This is a genomic window from Microbacterium sp., from assembly GCF_039812165.1.
Lineage (GTDB): Bacteria > Actinomycetota > Actinomycetes > Actinomycetales > Microbacteriaceae > Microbacterium.
In genome coordinates this window covers 1-13,989 of the sequence record NZ_JBDIAB010000059.1, presented here as the reverse complement: position 1 = coordinate 13,989, position 13,989 = coordinate 1, and the positions used below count along the sequence as shown (strand labels likewise).

Here is a 13,989-nt window from a genome sequence, read left to right as displayed (position 1 = left end):
GTCTCGACGAGCACGGCGCCGCCGAGGAGCGTTCCGACGAGGTAGGCGGCGAGCGTGATCGCGCCGGAGGCGCCGTGCCGCAGCGTGTGGTGCAGCGTGAGCCGCGTGGGGCCGGCCCCACGGGCGCGCACCGTGAGGGCGAACGGCTGCCGCTCGGCGGCCTCGATGCCGTCGCGCAGCACCTGCCCGACGAGCGCCGCGACCGGCAGGGCCAGCGTGATCGCCGGCAGCACGATCGTCGCCGGGTTGCGCGAGCCCGACACCGGGAACCAGCCCAGGCCGAACGCGAAGACGCTCAGCAGCACCAGGCCGATCCAGAACACCGGCGACGACAGCACGACGAGCTCGGCCGCCGCGGCGACGCCGCGCGACACCCTGCCGCGCGCGACGAGCACGACCGCGAACGCGATGACCAGCGCGATCGCGAGGGCGAGCGCGGTGAGCTGCAGCGTCGGGACGAGCTGGCGGCCGATGACGTCCGCCACCGGCATCCGCAGCTGGTACGACTCCCCCAGGTCGCCGCGCAGGAGCCCGCCGAGGTAGGCGAGGTACTGCTCGACCAGGGGACGGCCGAGGCCCAGCTCGGCCCGGATCGCGTCCTTGACCGTCTCGCTCACGTTCGCGAGCGGGCCGAGCATGACCGAGACCGGGTCGCCCGGGATCACCCGGAAGGCGAGGAACGCGAGCGTCGCGGCGCCCCACAGCACGACGACGACGGATGCCGCCGATCCCGCGACGCGCGCGAGCACGGCCCGCGTCGTGCGCCCGTGGGGCCGCCTCGTCTCGCTGCCCTCGCTCAACGACCGGTCGAGCCTCAGCCGACGGTGACGCCGTAGAACAGCGGGCGGCCGTAGATGTCGTAGGCGAGACCGCTCACGGTGTCTCCCACGGCCGTGATGAGCGCCGGGCTGTACAGCGGCACGATCGCGACGTGCTGCGCGTTCCACTGCTGCAGCTGCGCGTACAGCTCGGCCCGCGCGTCGGTGTCGGTCGTGGCGATCGCGCCCTCGAGCAGGGCGTCGATCTCGGGGTCGCTCACCTGCGACGCGTTCTGGAACCCGTCGGTGTGCAGGTGGCTGCGGAGCAGGTCGGGGTCGGCGCCCGAGAAGCCCCAGTCCGTGACGTCGAACGTCTTCGGGCCGTACTGCTCGTTGTAGGCGCCGGGCTCGAGCACCTCGCGCACCAGGTCGAAGCCGACGGCCTTGAGATCGGACTGGATCGCGTTGGCGAGCGCGACGCGGTCGTCGGGCACCGGGGTCCATGCGATCCAGCGCGCGGAGAGGCGCGCGCCGTCCTTGGTGCGGATGCCGTCGGCATCCCGCGTCGTCCAGCCGGCCTCGTCGAGCAGGCGGTTCGCCTCGTCCTGGTCGAAGGGCCACGTGCCCTCGAGCGACGCGTCGTAGCCGGGCGTCGTCGAGCCGAGGATGCTCCAGGCCCGCGGGAACTTGCCGAAGTAGATCTCCTCGACGGCCGCGTCGATGTCGATCGCACGCGAGAAGGCCTGGCGCACGCGCTCGTCGGCGAACACGCCGTGCTTCTCGTTGAGGAACAGCGAGTACGGCAGGCCCGGGTACTCGATCGAGTCGACCGTGAGCGAGTCGGGGAGCTCGGCCGCGAGGTTCGGCGGCAGCTGGCTGGCGAGGTCGGCCTCGCCGCTCTCCACCACGCCGACGCGGACGGACGCCTCGGGCAGGATCTCCACGCGCAGCGTCTCGACCTTCGGGGCGCCCTCGCCGTGCGGGCCCCACGCGTAGTCGTCGTTGCGCGTGTAGACGATCTCCTGCTTGGGCGTGTAGTCGGTGAGCTCGAACGCCCCCGTGCCGACCGTGATGCCGGGTCCGCCGGCCTTGAGCTCGTCGGCGGACGACTCCAGCACGGCCGGCGAGTAGAAGCCGAGCTGCGCCGTGCTCGCCGCCTGCAGGAACGGCGCGTACGGCTGCGTGAAGCTCACGGTCACGGTGTGGTCGTCGACCACCTCGGTGCCCGCGTAGAAGTCGGCCCCGAGCATGCTCGCCGCCTGCGCCGACGCCGTCTCGGGGTCGACGATGCGGTCGAAGTTCGCCTTCACCGCTTCGGCGTCGAACGGCTCGCCGTCGTGGAAGGTGACGTCGTCGCGCAGATGGAAGGTGTACTCGGTCGCGTCGTCCGAGATCTCCCAGTCGGTGGCCAGCCACGGTGAGAACGAGCCGTCGGCCTCCTGGAAGACGAGCGAGTCGAGCACGGCCCGCTGCACCATCGCCGAGACGTCGAGCTGGCTCGTCTGCGGGTCCATGTGGCCCTCGGAGAGGTTCGCGCCCTCGATCGCCCAGACCACCTCGCCTCCGTCGTCGGAGGAGGGGCCCGCCGTGCACGACGACAGCGCGAGAGCGGCGACGGACAGGGCGGCGGCGGCGAGCAGGAGACGGCGCGGGGCGGGCATGCGAGACCTCGGGTCAGGTGAAGGGATACCGTCCAGCCTAGCTGTTGGACCCGGTGCAAGAACCGGTCGCGTCGCTCCTATTGCACTGTTGGCGACACCTTCCTGCTTCGGCCCTACGAAACATGTGGCGCCATCGCAGGGAACTGGCGCCATCGCGGAAACCGGCGCCGTGCGACCGGGGACGACGCGCGGCGGACCGTAGGCTCGGGGCATGACGGCATCCGACACCGCGCCCCGACCGAACCGCCCGGACGCCCGCGTGCCGACGCGGCGCCCGTGCCTCGTGGCCATCGACGTCGACGGCACCCTGATCGGCTCCGACCACCGGCTCGCCGGCGAGACGGTCGCCGCCGTGCGGGATGCCGTCGCCGCGGGCATCGCGGTCGTGCTCGCCTCGTCGCGCCCGCCGGCCGCGCTGCGCGCGTTCCTGCTCGAGCTCGGCCTTACCGAGCCCGCGTCGTTCGTGTCGTGCCAGGGCGCGCTCGTCGGCTCGTACGACCCGGCCGGGCGCCTGCGGGTGCACGCCAGCCGGCCGATCCGGCACGACGTCGCCCGCGAGGCGGCGGCGCTCGCCCACCGCGCCGGCGCGTCGGTGAACTGGTACACCGGCGAGCGGTGGCTCGTGGAACGGGTCACGACCGGCGTCGCGTGGGAGGCGTCGATCGTCGGCATCGAGCCCGACGTGGTCGACGGGTTCGAGGGCGCCGACGCGCCCGAGAAGCTGCTCCTCATCGTCGACGACCCGGCGGACGCCGCGCCCATCGCCGACCGGCTGCGCGCGTCGGTATCGGTGGAGAGCTCGCACCCCCGCTACCTCGAGGTCACCGCCCGCGGCATCGACAAGGCCACCGGGGTCCGCGTCATCGCGGACGCCGACGGCATCGAGCCGGCCGCCGTCGTCGCGATCGGCGACGGGCACAACGACCTCGGCCTGTTCGCCTACGCCGGGCTGTCGATCGCGCCCGCCAACGCGCGTCCGGCGGTGCTCGCCCACGCGGACTTCGTCACCGCGAGCGCGGACGACCACGGCGTGGCCGCCGCGCTGCGCTGGCTGGCCGCGCTGCCGGAGCTCTGAGCCGGCGGAGCGGCGAGCCGGAATCGGGCCCGACGGTCGTCATCCGCCGTCCCGATAGAATGGGCGGGTTCCCCACACTCAGGCACGCACACACGGTGCCGCACATATCGCTCGAGGAGACCTCCATGGCGCACATCCCTGACAAGCCGGCTCTGGAAGGACTCGAGCAGAAGTGGGACTCCGTCTGGTCGGAGCGGGGCACGTACCTGTTCGACCGCGAGGCGGCCAAGACGCGGGGCCGCGACGGCGTGTACTCGGTCGACACTCCTCCGCCGACCGCGTCGGGCAGCCTCCACATCGGTCACGTGTTCTCGTTCACGCACACCGACCTCAAGGTGCGGTTCGAGCGCATGCGCGGCAAGACCGTCTTCTACCCGATGGGCTGGGACGACAACGGCCTTCCCACCGAGCGCCGCGTGCAGAACTTCTACGGCGTGCGCTGCGACCCGTCGCTGCCGTACGACCCCGACTTCACTCCCCCCTTCGAGGGCGGCGACAACAAGTCGAGCCGCGCGGCCGACCAGAAGCCCATCAGCCGCCGCAACTTCATCGAGCTGTGCGAGCGGCTGACGGTCGAGGACGAGAAGCACTTCGAGGCGCTGTTCCGCCAGCTCGGGCTGAGCGTCGACTGGACCCAGACGTATCGCACGATCTCGGACGAGACGATCCGCACGAGCCAGCTCGCGTTCGTGCGCAACCTCGAGCGCGGCGAGGCCTACCAGGCGCTCGCGCCGACCCTGTGGGACATCGACTTCCGCACCGCGATCGCGCAGGCCGAGCTCGAGGACCGCGAGCAGCAGGCCGCGTACCACCGCATCGCCTTCCACCGCACCGACGGCGGCGGCGACATCCACATCGAGACGACCCGTCCGGAGCTCCTCGCCGCGTGCGTGGCCCTGGTCGCCCACCCCGACGACGAGCGCTACCAGCCGTTCTTCGGCTCGACCGTGCGCACGCCGCTGTTCGAGGTCGAGGTGCCGGTGCTCGCCCACCCGCTCGCCCAGCAGGACAAGGGCTCGGGCATCGCGATGATCTGCACCTTCGGCGACGTGACCGACATCGTGTGGTGGCGCGAGCTCGACCTGCCGAACCGCACGATCCTCGGCGAGGACGGCCGCGTCACCGCCGACGTCCCCGAGGCGATCGTGACGGATGCCGCGAAGGCCGCCTACGCGGAGCTCGTCGGCAAGACGGTGTTCAGCGCCAAGAAGCGCGTCGTCGAGCTGCTGCGCGAGTCGGGCGAGCTGATCGGCGAGCCCCGGCCCTTCAGCCACGTCGTGAAGTTCTACGAGAAGGGCGACCGGCCGATGGAGATCGTCTCCACGCGGCAGTGGTACGTCCGCAACGGCGCCCGCGACGAGGCCCTGCGCGACCGGCTCATCGAGCTCGGGGCGGAGCTGTCGTGGCATCCCGACTTCATGCGCGTGCGCTACGAGAACTGGACCAACGGCCTCACGGGAGACTGGCTCGTGTCGCGCCAGCGCTTCTTCGGCGTGCCGATCCCGGTCTGGTACGCGCTCGACGAGAACGGCGAGCGCGACTACGAGCGCGTGCTGATCCCCGCCGAGGAGCGGCTGCCGGTCGACCCGACCGTCGACGTCCCCGCGGGCTACACGGCCGACCAGCGCGGCGTGCCGGGCGGGTTCGACGGCGAGCGCGACATCTTCGACACGTGGGCCACGTCGTCGCTGACGCCGCAGCTGGCCGGCGGCTGGGAGCGCGACCCCGAGCTGTGGAGCCTCGTGGCGCCGTTCGACGTGCGCCCGCAGGGTCAGGACATCATCCGCACGTGGCTGTTCTCCACGATGCTCCGCAGCGCCCTCGAAGACGGCCGGGCGCCGTGGCGGGATGCCGCGATCTCGGGCTTCATCGTCGACCCCGACCGCAAGAAGATGTCGAAGTCGAAGGGCAACGTCGTCACCCCGGCCGACATCCTCGCCGGTCACGGCACGGACGCCGTGCGCTACTGGGCCGCGTCGAGCCGGCTCGGCGCCGACGCCGCGTTCGACCCGCAGAACCCGACGCAGGTGAAGATCGGCCGGCGCCTCGCGATCAAGGTGCTGAACGCGGCGAAGTTCGTGCTGTCGTTCCCGGTGCCGGAGGACGCGGAGATCACCCACGCGCTCGACGCGTCGATGCTCGCGACGCTCGACCAGGTCGTGCGCGACGCCACGCGGGCCTACGAGGCCTACGACCACGCCCGCGCGCTGGAGGTGACCGAGGCGTTCTTCTGGACCTTCTGCGACGACTACCTCGAGCTCGTCAAGGAGCGCGCGTACAACCAGACCGACGTGGGCCAGGCGTCCGCGGCGCTCGCCCTGCGCCTCGCCCTGTCGACGCTCCTGCGCCTGCTGGCGCCGGTGCTCGCGTTCGCGGCCGAGGAGGCGTGGTCGTGGTTCGAGGACGGCTCGGTGCACACCGCGTCGTGGCCGGAGCCCCTCGGCGCGGACGGCGACCCGGCCGTGCTCGTGGCGGCCAGCGCGGCCCTCGTCGGCATCCGCCGCGCGAAGACCGAGGCGAAGGCGTCGCAGAAGACCCCGGTCGCGACCCTCGTGCTGCGTGCCGACGACGCCACGATCGCGCGCCTGCGGCTCGCCGAGGGCGACCTGCGCGCGGTGGGACGCATCGAGCAGCTCGAGCTGCTCGACGGCGGGAGCGAGCTGGTCATCGACCGCATCGAGCTCGCGGCGCAGGAGAGCTGACATGCGCATGGGAACGCGGTGGGTCGCCGGCTCCGAGCCGCCGGCATCCGTCCCCGCCGTGCTGCGCGACACGATCGCCGCGATCGAGCGCGACCTGCCGCCGGGCACGCCGCGGCCGAGCTGGACGCTCACGTGGCTGGAGGGGCGCCCCGTGGTCGAGCTCGACACGGGCGTGCTCGTGACGGTCGACGCGCACAGCGGCCGTCCGGTCGTCCGGCACGATCCCGACGACGAGTTCGGCTGACCGCTCGCGCGGCTAGCGTGGAGGGCATGACGGATGCCGCCGCCTCCAACCCCCTCCTGACGCCGAGCACGCTCCCCTACGGGCTGCCCGACTACGCCGCGATCCGCCCGGAGCACTACCTGCCGGCGTTCGAGCGGGCGTTCGCCGAGCAGCGGGCCGAGGTCGCCGCGATCACGCTCGCGCGGACGGCGCCGACCTTCCGGAACACGATCGTGGCGCTGGAGCGCTCGGGCGAGCTGCTGGAGCGCGTCGCCGCGGCGTTCTACACGGTGGCATCCGCCGACGCGACGCCCGAGATCCAGGAGATCGAGGAGACCCTCGCGCCGCTCATGGCCGCGCATCACGACGCGATCCAGCTCGACCCGCGGCTCTACCGGCGCATCGCCGCGCTCCACGACCGGCTCGACGAGCTCGACCTCAGCCCCGAGGACCGCTACCTCGTGGAGCGCCGCCACCGCGAGTTGACGCACGCCGGCGCGGGCCTCGACGACGCCGACAAGGAGCGCCTCACCGCGCTCAACCAGCGCCTGTCCGTGCTCACGACGACGTTCGAGAAGAACCTCCTCGCCGACACCAACGAGCTCGCCGTCGTCTTCGACGACGCGGCCGAGCTCGACGGCCTCACGCCCGGGGAGCTGTCGGCGACGGCGCGGAACGCGGCCGACCGTGGCCTCGACGGCACGCACGTCGTGACGCTGACGCTGTTCACCGGGCATCCGTACCTCGCGAGCCTCACCGACCGCGAGAGCCGGCGCCGTCTCCTCGCGGCCTCGCGTGCCCGCGGCGCCCGCGGCGGCGCGCACGACAACCGGGCGGTGCTGCTCGAGATCGTGTGGCTGCGCGCCGAGCGCGCCGCACTGCTCGGCTACGACAGCCACGCCGCCTACGTCACGAGCGACGAGACCGCCGGCTCCCCCGAGGCCGTGCACGGGCTGCTGCGCCGGCTCGCGGTGCCCGCCGCGGCGAACGCCCGCCGCGAGCGCGCGGCGCTGCAGGCGATCGTGGATGCCGGCGACCACCCGTTCCCGGTCGAGGCGCACGACTGGGCGTTCTACACCGAGAAGGTGCGGCAGGCGGAGTTCGATCTCGACCGCGCGGCGCTGCGGCCCTGGTTCGAGGCCGAGCGCGTGCTGTGGGAGGGCGTGTTCCGCACCGCGCACCGCCTGTACGGCCTCACGTTCACCGAGCGCGGCGACCTGCACGCCTACCACCCCGACGCGCGCGTCTTCGAGGTGTACGAGGCCGACGGCGGCGTGCTCGGGCTGTTCGTCCTCGACCTCTACACGCGTGACACCAAGCGGGGCGGTGCCTGGATGAACTCGATCGTGTCGCAGTCGCACCTGCGCGGTACGCGGCCGATCGTCGTGAACAACCTGAACGTGCCGAAGCCCGCTCCCGGCGAGCCGACCCTCCTGACCCTCGACGAGGTCACGACGCTCTTCCACGAGTTCGGGCACGCGCTGCACGGGCTGTTCGCGCGGGTCGCCTACCCGCACTTCGCCGGCACGGCGGTGTTCCGCGACTTCGTGGAGTTCCCGAGCCAGGTCAACGAGATGTGGATCACGTGGCCCGAGGTGCTCGCCGAGTACGCGCGACACGTCGACACCGACGAGCCGCTCCCCGCCGACGTGGTCGAGCGGCTGATGGCATCCGAGACGTTCGACCAGGGCTTCGCGACCAGCGAGTACCTCGCGGCGGCGTGGCTCGACCAGGCGTGGCACTCGCTCACCGCCGACGAGGCCGCCGCCATCACCGACGTCGCCGGGTTCGAGGCATCCGCCCTGGCCGACATCGGCCTCGACGACCCTGTGGTGCCGCCGCGCTACTCGTCGGCGTACTTCGCGCACGTGTTCTCGGGCGGCTACAGCGCGGGGTACTACTCGTACATCTGGAGCGAGGTGCTCGACGCCGATACCGTCGAGTGGTTCCGGTCCAACGGCGGACTCACGCGTGCGAACGGCGACCGCTTCCGCGAGCTCGTCCTCGGCGTCGGCGGGTCGAAGGACCCGCTCGAGGCCTATCGCGAGTTCCGGGGGCGGGATGCCGAGATCGGCCCCCTGCTGAAGCGCCGCGGCCTCGCCGACTGAGGTCGGCGCCGGGCGTGCCGAGGGTCAGGCGCTCTTGCGCTTGCGGCGCAGCACGAGCGTCGGCGGGTCGCCGTTGATCACGCTCGCGCGCGTCACGATCACCTTGTCGACGTCGTCGGTCGACGGGATCTCGAACATGATCGGGCCGAGCACGTCTTCGAGGATCGCGCGGAGCCCGCGCGCGCCGGTCTTGCGGGCGACGGCGAGGTCGGCGATGGCGCGGAGCGCCTCCTCCTCGAACTCCAGCTGCACGCCGTCGATCGCGAACATGCGCTGATACTGCTTGACGAACGCGTTCTTCGGGACGGTGAGGATCTCCACGAGCGTGTCCTGCGACAGCGGCGTCACCGACGTGACGACGGGCAGGCGCCCGATGAACTCGGGGATGAGCCCGAACTTGTGGAGGTCTTCCGGCTGCACCTCGCTGAACAGGTCGAGGTCCTTGCCCTTGTCGTGGAGCGGTGCTCCGAAGCCGACGCCGTGCTTGCCGACGCGCGCCGAGATGATGTCCTCGAGCCCGGCGAAGGCGCCGGCGACGATGAACAGCACGTTCGTCGTGTCGATCTGGATGAACTCCTGGTGCGGATGCTTGCGGCCGCCCTGCGGCGGCACGGACGCCACCGTGCCCTCGAGGATCTTCAGCAGCGCCTGCTGCACGCCCTCGCCCGACACGTCGCGCGTGATCGACGGGTTCTCGGCCTTGCGGGCGATCTTGTCGACCTCGTCGATGTAGATGATGCCGGTCTCGGCGCGCTTCACGTCGAAGTCGGCGGCCTGCAGGAGCTTCAGGAGGATGTTCTCCACGTCCTCGCCGACGTAGCCGGCCTCGGTGAGGGCCGTGGCATCCGCCACCGCGAACGGGACGTTCAGGCGCTTGGCGAGCGTCTGCGCCAGATACGTCTTGCCGCAGCCGGTGGGGCCGAGGAGGAGGATGTTGCTCTTGGCGATCTCGACCTCGTCGGCGCGCTGCTCGGCCGGCTGCAGGGTCGTGTGCGAGCGGATGCGCTTGTAGTGGTTGTAGACGGCGACCGCGAGAGCCCGCTTGGCCGGGTCCTGGCCGACGACGTAGTCCTCGAGGAACGCGAAGATCTCGCGCGGCTTGGGGAGGTCGAACTCGGCGACGGTGCCGTCGACCGACTCGGCCATGCGCTCCTCGATGATCTCGTTGCACAGCTCGACGCATTCGTCGCAGATGTACACGCCGGGGCCGGCGATCAGCTGCTGCACCTGCTTCTGGCTCTTGCCACAGAAGGAGCACTTGAACAGGTCGGCGCTCTCACCGATGCGTGCCATGGCGCTCCTCCTCGTCGCGGGCCGGGCTGCTGCCCTCCGAGCCTAATCGCTGGCACGGACAACGGGCGGATTGTGCCGGGCGATGTCTCGCCCCGCGTGCCGACGACGAGGCCCCGCCGCGCGATCGCGGGCGGGGCCTCGTCGGTCTCCGGTGGGGAGCTCAGCTGGTGAGCGCCGCCGGCACGCGCTTGCGCGACGTGAGCACCTGGTCGACGATGCCATACTCCAGGGCCTCGGTCGCCGACAGGATCTTGTCGCGGTCGATGTCCTTGTTGACCTGCGCGGCCGTGCGGTTGGTGTGCTTGGCCATCGTGTCCTCGAGCCACGTGCGCATGCGCAGGATCTCGGCGGCCTGGATCTCGATGTCGGACGCCTGGCCGTGGCCGGACTCGCCCACGGCGGGCTGGTGCATCAGGATGCGCGCGTTCGGCAGCGCCAGGCGCTTGCCGGGGGCGCCGGCGGCGAGCAGGACGGATGCCGCGGACGCGGCCTGTCCGAGCACGACCGTCTGGATCTGCGGCGACACGTACTGCATCGTGTCGTAGATCGCCGTCATGGCCGTGAACGAGCCGCCCGGCGAGTTGATGTACATCACGATGTCGCGGTCGGGGTCCTGGCTCTCGAGCACGAGCAGCTGGGCCATGACGTCGTCGGCCGAGGCGTCGTCGACCTGGACGCCCAGGAAGATGACGCGGTCCTCGAACAGCTTGTTGTACGGGTCCTGGCGCTTGTAGCCGTAGGCCGTGCGCTCCTCGAACTGCGGCAGGATGTAGCGGCTTCCCGGCGCCTGCAGGCCTTGGTGCGCGGTGCCACCGAAGGTGGGGACGTTCATGTGGTTCTCTCTCCTTCGGGTGGTCACTTGGTTCCGCCGCCGCCGGTCACGTCGACGGCGTGCTCGCGGATGTGGTCGACGAAGCCGTACTCCAGCGCCTGCTCGGCGTTGAACCAGCGGTCGCGGTCGCCGTCGGCGTTGATCTGCTCGACGCTCTTGCCGGTCTGGCCGGCGGTGATCTCGGCGAGGCGCCGCTTCATGTCGAGGATCAGCTGCGCCTGCGTCTGGATGTCGCTGGCGGTGCCGCCGAAGCCGCCGTGCGGCTGGTGCAGCAGCACGCGCGCGTTCGGCGTGATGTAGCGCTTGCCCTTCGTGCCGCTCGTGAGCAGCAGCTGGCCCATCGAGGCGGCCATGCCGATGCCGACGGTCACGATGTCGTTCGGCACGAACTGCATCGTGTCGTAGATCGCCATGCCCGCGGTGATCGAGCCGCCGGGCGAGTTGATGTAGAGGTAGATGTCCTTCTGCGAGTCCTCGGCGGCCAGGAGCAGGATCTTCGCGCAGATCTCGTTCGCGTTGTCGTCGCGCACCTCAGAGCCCAGCCAGATGATGCGGTCCTTCAGCAGCCTGTCGAAGACACTCGTCGCGACAAGGGGTTCGGCCATGTTCACTCCCGTTCCGGTTTCGTCGCATCGAATCTACCGGCGCGTCCGCACCGACCCGCCCGTGTTCGCCCTGGGCAGAGCGAGGGGTCGGATGCCGGGCCCTCCGCGCGCCCGGACCGGCTCGGCTATCCGGCGTCGGCGGCGAGCTCGCGCGCGTACGCGGTGACCGAGCGCGTGTACCGGGGCAGGTGCGGCGCCAACGCCTCGAGGGCGACCGCCGCCGCGGCGCGAGGCTCTCCGGCCGAGGCGAGCGCGAGCGCGTAGAAGGCGGAGGCCGCGTCGGCAAAGGCACCGCCGCGCCCCCGTTCGGCGCGCAGCAGCTCGAGGGAGTCGGCGATCTCCCCCAGGTTCCGCAGCGTGCTCGCGAGCTGGATGACCGCCTGCGCACGATGCTCCTCGTCGAGGCCCGCGGCGAGAGCCGCGCGGTACAGCTCGACGGCCTCGGTCTCGATGCCCGCGGAGTCGCGAGCGCCGGCGCGTTCGAACAGCGCACGCGCGTCGTCGGGGCCTCGCTCCGACGCCAGCGCGTCGATGAGCGGGATGCGCTCGGCATCCGTCAGCCGCTCGTCGGCCCACACCGCCTCGACCCGCGCATCCCAGTCGGTCATCGTGTCCTCCGTCTGCGTCTCGAACGGCAGAGGGGCGGATGCCGCGGCATCCACCCCTCTGATCGTCAGCGACTACTCGGCCGCATCGGCCTTCTTCGCCGCCGGCTTGCGCTTGGCGGGAGCCTTCTTCTTCGGGGCCTCCTCTGCGGGGGCCTCCTCGGCCTCGATGATCGCCTCGGCGTCGGCCGCGGCATCCGCGATGTCCTGCGCCTCCTCGACGACCTCCTCCTCGGCGTCGGCGACGGGCTCCTCGCCCTCGACGGCGACGAAGCCGGCCAGGTCGACGGGCTTGCCGTTCGTGTCGACGACGGTGACCTTGCCGAGGGCGATCGCGAGCGCCTTGTTGCGGGCGACCTCGCCGACCATGACGGGCAGCTGGTTGCCCTGCTGCAGCGCCTCGACGAACTCCTGCGGGGCCATGCCGTACTGCGCGGACGACTGGATGAGGTACTGCGTGAGCTCCTCCTGCGAGACCTGCACGTCGTGCTGCTCGACGATCTTGTCGAGGAGCATCTGGGTGCGGAACTGCTTCTGGCTCGCCTCGGTGACCTCGGCGCGGTGCTCGTCGTCCTCCAGGCGGCCCTCGCCCTCGAGGTGCGCGTGCACCTCGTCCTCGACGAGCTGCGCCGGCACGGGGATGTCGATCTTCTCGAGCAGCACCTCGATGAGCTTCTCGCGCGCCGCGGAGCCCTGGCCGAACGCGGCCTGCTGGCCGACGCGCTCGACGAGGCTCTCGCGCAGCTCGCCGATCGTGTCGAACTCGCTCGCGATCTGCGCGAAGTCGTCGTCGGCCTCGGGGAGCTCGCGCTCCTTGACCGCCGTGACCGTGACCGAGACCTCGGCCTCTTGCCCGGCGTGGTCGCCGCCGATGAGCTTCGAGCGGAACGTCGTGTCCTCACCCGCGGTGAGCGACTCGACGGCCTCGTCGATGCCCTCGAGCAGCTCGCCCGAGCCGATCTCGTACGACACGCCCTCGGCGCGATCGATCTCGGCGCCGTCGATCGTGGCGACGAGGTCGAGCTCGACGAAGTCGCCGGTCGCCGCGGGGCGGTCCACGGTCACGAGCGTGCCGAAGCGGGCGCGCAGGCGGTCGAGCTCGGCGTCCACCGCCGCGTCGTCGACCTCGGCGGCGTCGATCTCGACGGTGAGGCCGTCGAGCTCCGGCAGGTCGAACTCGGGACGGACGTCGACCTCGACCTCGACCTGCAGGTCGCCGGAGAAGTCCTTCTCGTTCGGCCACTCCACGATGTCGGCGGACGGGCGGCCGACGGTGCGCACCTCGTGCTCGAGGATCGCCTCGCGGTAGAACGCGTCGAGGCCGTCGCTGACGGCGTGCTCGAGCACGACGCCGCGGCCGACGCGCTGGTCGATGATCGGCGCGGGCACCTTGCCCTTGCGGAAGCCGGGGACCTGGACGTCCTTGGCGATGTGCTCGTACGCGTGGGCGATGCTGGGCTTCAGCTCGTCCGGGGTGACCGTGATGCGGAGCTTCACCCGGGTCGGGCTGAGCTTCTCGACGGTGCTGGTGACCATGCCTGTTCGTTCTCCTCGTATTCGGCCGCACCCACGCGCGGTTCGGGAAGGTCTTGGGTCTGGGAGGCCGTGGTCGGGGCGACAGGATTTGAACCTGCGGCCTCCCGCTCCCAAAGCGGGCGCTCTACCAAGCTGAGCTACGCCCCGGGCGCGCACGATCTCCGTGCGCCGTAAACGGCCGCCGCCAAGTCTAGCCGACCTCGTCCGTCCGGCACCTGAAGGCCCGCGCGGCGTCGTTCGGACGGTGGCCCGGTGGTGTGCGGCGCGGAATCCCATTCCGGCGAGACCATGAGTCTGGTCTGTCCTCGGCGCATGGCTGGAGGGTCGGCGCGCGTACGGCTTCGGTGGGACCAGAGGGGCGCGGGCGTCGCAGCCGAGCGTGCGGGGGCGCGCGCGGCGTCCACTAGACTTGCGGATGCCGCGGCCATGCCGCTGCGGGGATGTAGCTCAATGGTAGAGTCCCAGTCTTCCAAACTGGTAGTGCGGGTTCGATTCCCGTCATCCCCTCCGATGCCCTGACGTGTCGTCCGAAGGACGGCGCGGCAGGGCATTCGCGTGGTTGCCGTAGGGACCGCATCTCGCGTGCGGGGG

Annotated in this window: 11 protein-coding genes and 2 tRNA genes; 5 read left to right on the top strand and 8 right to left on the bottom strand. The window is 71.4% G+C overall.

Annotation, left to right across the window (positions count from 1 at the left end; genetic code table 11):
• Together WML84_RS06985 and WML84_RS06980 are read right to left on the bottom strand one after the other, a co-directional pair.
• On the bottom strand, nt 1-800 hold an 800-nt coding region (locus WML84_RS06985; protein ID WP_347345422.1), incomplete at its 3' end, for an ABC transporter permease.
• Nucleotides 801-814: 14 nt separating this feature from the next.
• Entirely contained in the window at nt 815-2,419 is a 1,605-nt protein-coding gene (locus WML84_RS06980) for an ABC transporter substrate-binding protein (RefSeq protein WP_347345421.1), read from the bottom strand.
• A 211-nt stretch (nt 2,420-2,630) separates the two neighbouring features.
• Between WML84_RS06980 and WML84_RS06975 the strand changes: the two genes are divergently transcribed.
• The 4 genes from WML84_RS06975 (at nt 2,631) to WML84_RS06960 (ending at nt 8,527) form a co-directional block, all read left to right on the top strand.
• Complete coding sequence (locus WML84_RS06975; RefSeq protein WP_347345420.1) at nt 2,631-3,494, top strand: Cof-type HAD-IIB family hydrolase; 864 nt, start codon at nt 2,631-2,633, stop codon at nt 3,492-3,494.
• Nucleotides 3,495-3,619: 125 nt separating this feature from the next.
• Nucleotides 3,620-6,196, top strand: coding sequence for a valine--tRNA ligase (gene valS, locus WML84_RS06970; RefSeq protein WP_347345419.1), 2,577 nt, complete (start codon nt 3,620-3,622; stop codon nt 6,194-6,196).
• Nucleotide 6,197: 1 nt separating this feature from the next.
• Nucleotides 6,198-6,440 carry a hypothetical protein gene (locus tag WML84_RS06965; protein WP_347345418.1) on the top strand — a complete coding sequence of 81 codons (243 nt, stop codon included), beginning with the start codon at nt 6,198-6,200 and terminating at the stop codon, nt 6,438-6,440.
• A gap of 26 nt (nt 6,441-6,466) precedes the next feature.
• Nucleotides 6,467-8,527 (top strand): M3 family metallopeptidase, encoded by a 2,061-nt coding sequence (locus WML84_RS06960; protein WP_347345417.1) that lies wholly within the window; start codon nt 6,467-6,469, stop codon nt 8,525-8,527.
• A gap of 24 nt (nt 8,528-8,551) precedes the next feature.
• Here the strand turns inward: WML84_RS06960 and clpX are convergent, their stop codons facing one another.
• The 6 genes from clpX to WML84_RS06930 all read right to left on the bottom strand — a co-directional run bounded on the left by clpX (nt 8,552) and on the right by WML84_RS06930 (nt 13,545).
• On the bottom strand, nt 8,552-9,820 hold the full coding sequence (clpX, locus tag WML84_RS06955; RefSeq protein WP_347345416.1) for an ATP-dependent Clp protease ATP-binding subunit ClpX: 1,269 nt from the start codon (nt 9,818-9,820) through the stop codon (nt 8,552-8,554).
• A 160-nt stretch (nt 9,821-9,980) separates the two neighbouring features.
• Nucleotides 9,981-10,652 carry an ATP-dependent Clp protease proteolytic subunit gene (locus WML84_RS06950; RefSeq protein ID WP_347345415.1) on the bottom strand — a complete coding sequence of 224 codons (672 nt, stop codon included), beginning with the start codon at nt 10,650-10,652 and terminating at the stop codon, nt 9,981-9,983.
• A gap of 23 nt (nt 10,653-10,675) precedes the next feature.
• Nucleotides 10,676-11,257, bottom strand: coding sequence for an ATP-dependent Clp protease proteolytic subunit (locus tag WML84_RS06945; protein WP_347345414.1), 582 nt, complete (start codon nt 11,255-11,257; stop codon nt 10,676-10,678).
• A gap of 125 nt (nt 11,258-11,382) precedes the next feature.
• Entirely contained in the window at nt 11,383-11,865 is a 483-nt protein-coding gene (locus WML84_RS06940; protein ID WP_347345413.1) for a tetratricopeptide repeat protein, read from the bottom strand.
• A gap of 72 nt (nt 11,866-11,937) precedes the next feature.
• Nucleotides 11,938-13,398 (bottom strand): trigger factor, encoded by a 1,461-nt coding sequence (tig, locus tag WML84_RS06935; protein WP_347345412.1) that lies wholly within the window; start codon nt 13,396-13,398, stop codon nt 11,938-11,940.
• 70 nt (nt 13,399-13,468) lie between these two features.
• Nucleotides 13,469-13,545, bottom strand: a tRNA-Pro gene (locus tag WML84_RS06930).
• 289 nt (nt 13,546-13,834) lie between these two features.
• On the opposite strand from WML84_RS06930, the gene WML84_RS06925 reads away from it, so the two are divergent.
• Nucleotides 13,835-13,905, top strand: a tRNA-Gly gene (locus WML84_RS06925).
• Nucleotides 13,906-13,989 lie beyond the last annotated feature (84 nt).

Excerpts from the sequence above, each read along its gene's own strand:
- valS (WP_347345419.1), top strand. The coding sequence starts at position 3,620 with ATGGCGCACATCCCTGACAAGCCGGCTCTGGAAGGACTCGAGCAGAAG.
- WML84_RS06945 (WP_347345414.1), bottom strand. The coding sequence starts at position 11,257 with ATGGCCGAACCCCTTGTCGCGACGAGTGTCTTCGACAGGCTGCTGAAG.
- WML84_RS06965 (WP_347345418.1), top strand. The coding sequence starts at position 6,198 with ATGCGCATGGGAACGCGGTGGGTCGCCGGCTCCGAGCCGCCGGCATCC.
- WML84_RS06960 (WP_347345417.1), top strand. The coding sequence starts at position 6,467 with ATGACGGATGCCGCCGCCTCCAACCCCCTCCTGACGCCGAGCACGCTC.
- tig (WP_347345412.1), bottom strand. The coding sequence starts at position 13,398 with ATGGTCACCAGCACCGTCGAGAAGCTCAGCCCGACCCGGGTGAAGCTC.
- WML84_RS06980 (WP_347345421.1), bottom strand. The coding sequence starts at position 2,419 with ATGCCCGCCCCGCGCCGTCTCCTGCTCGCCGCCGCCGCCCTGTCCGTC.
- clpX (WP_347345416.1), bottom strand. The coding sequence starts at position 9,820 with ATGGCACGCATCGGTGAGAGCGCCGACCTGTTCAAGTGCTCCTTCTGT.
- WML84_RS06950 (WP_347345415.1), bottom strand. The coding sequence starts at position 10,652 with ATGAACGTCCCCACCTTCGGTGGCACCGCGCACCAAGGCCTGCAGGCG.
- WML84_RS06975 (WP_347345420.1), top strand. The coding sequence starts at position 2,631 with ATGACGGCATCCGACACCGCGCCCCGACCGAACCGCCCGGACGCCCGC.
- WML84_RS06940 (WP_347345413.1), bottom strand. The coding sequence starts at position 11,865 with ATGACCGACTGGGATGCGCGGGTCGAGGCGGTGTGGGCCGACGAGCGG.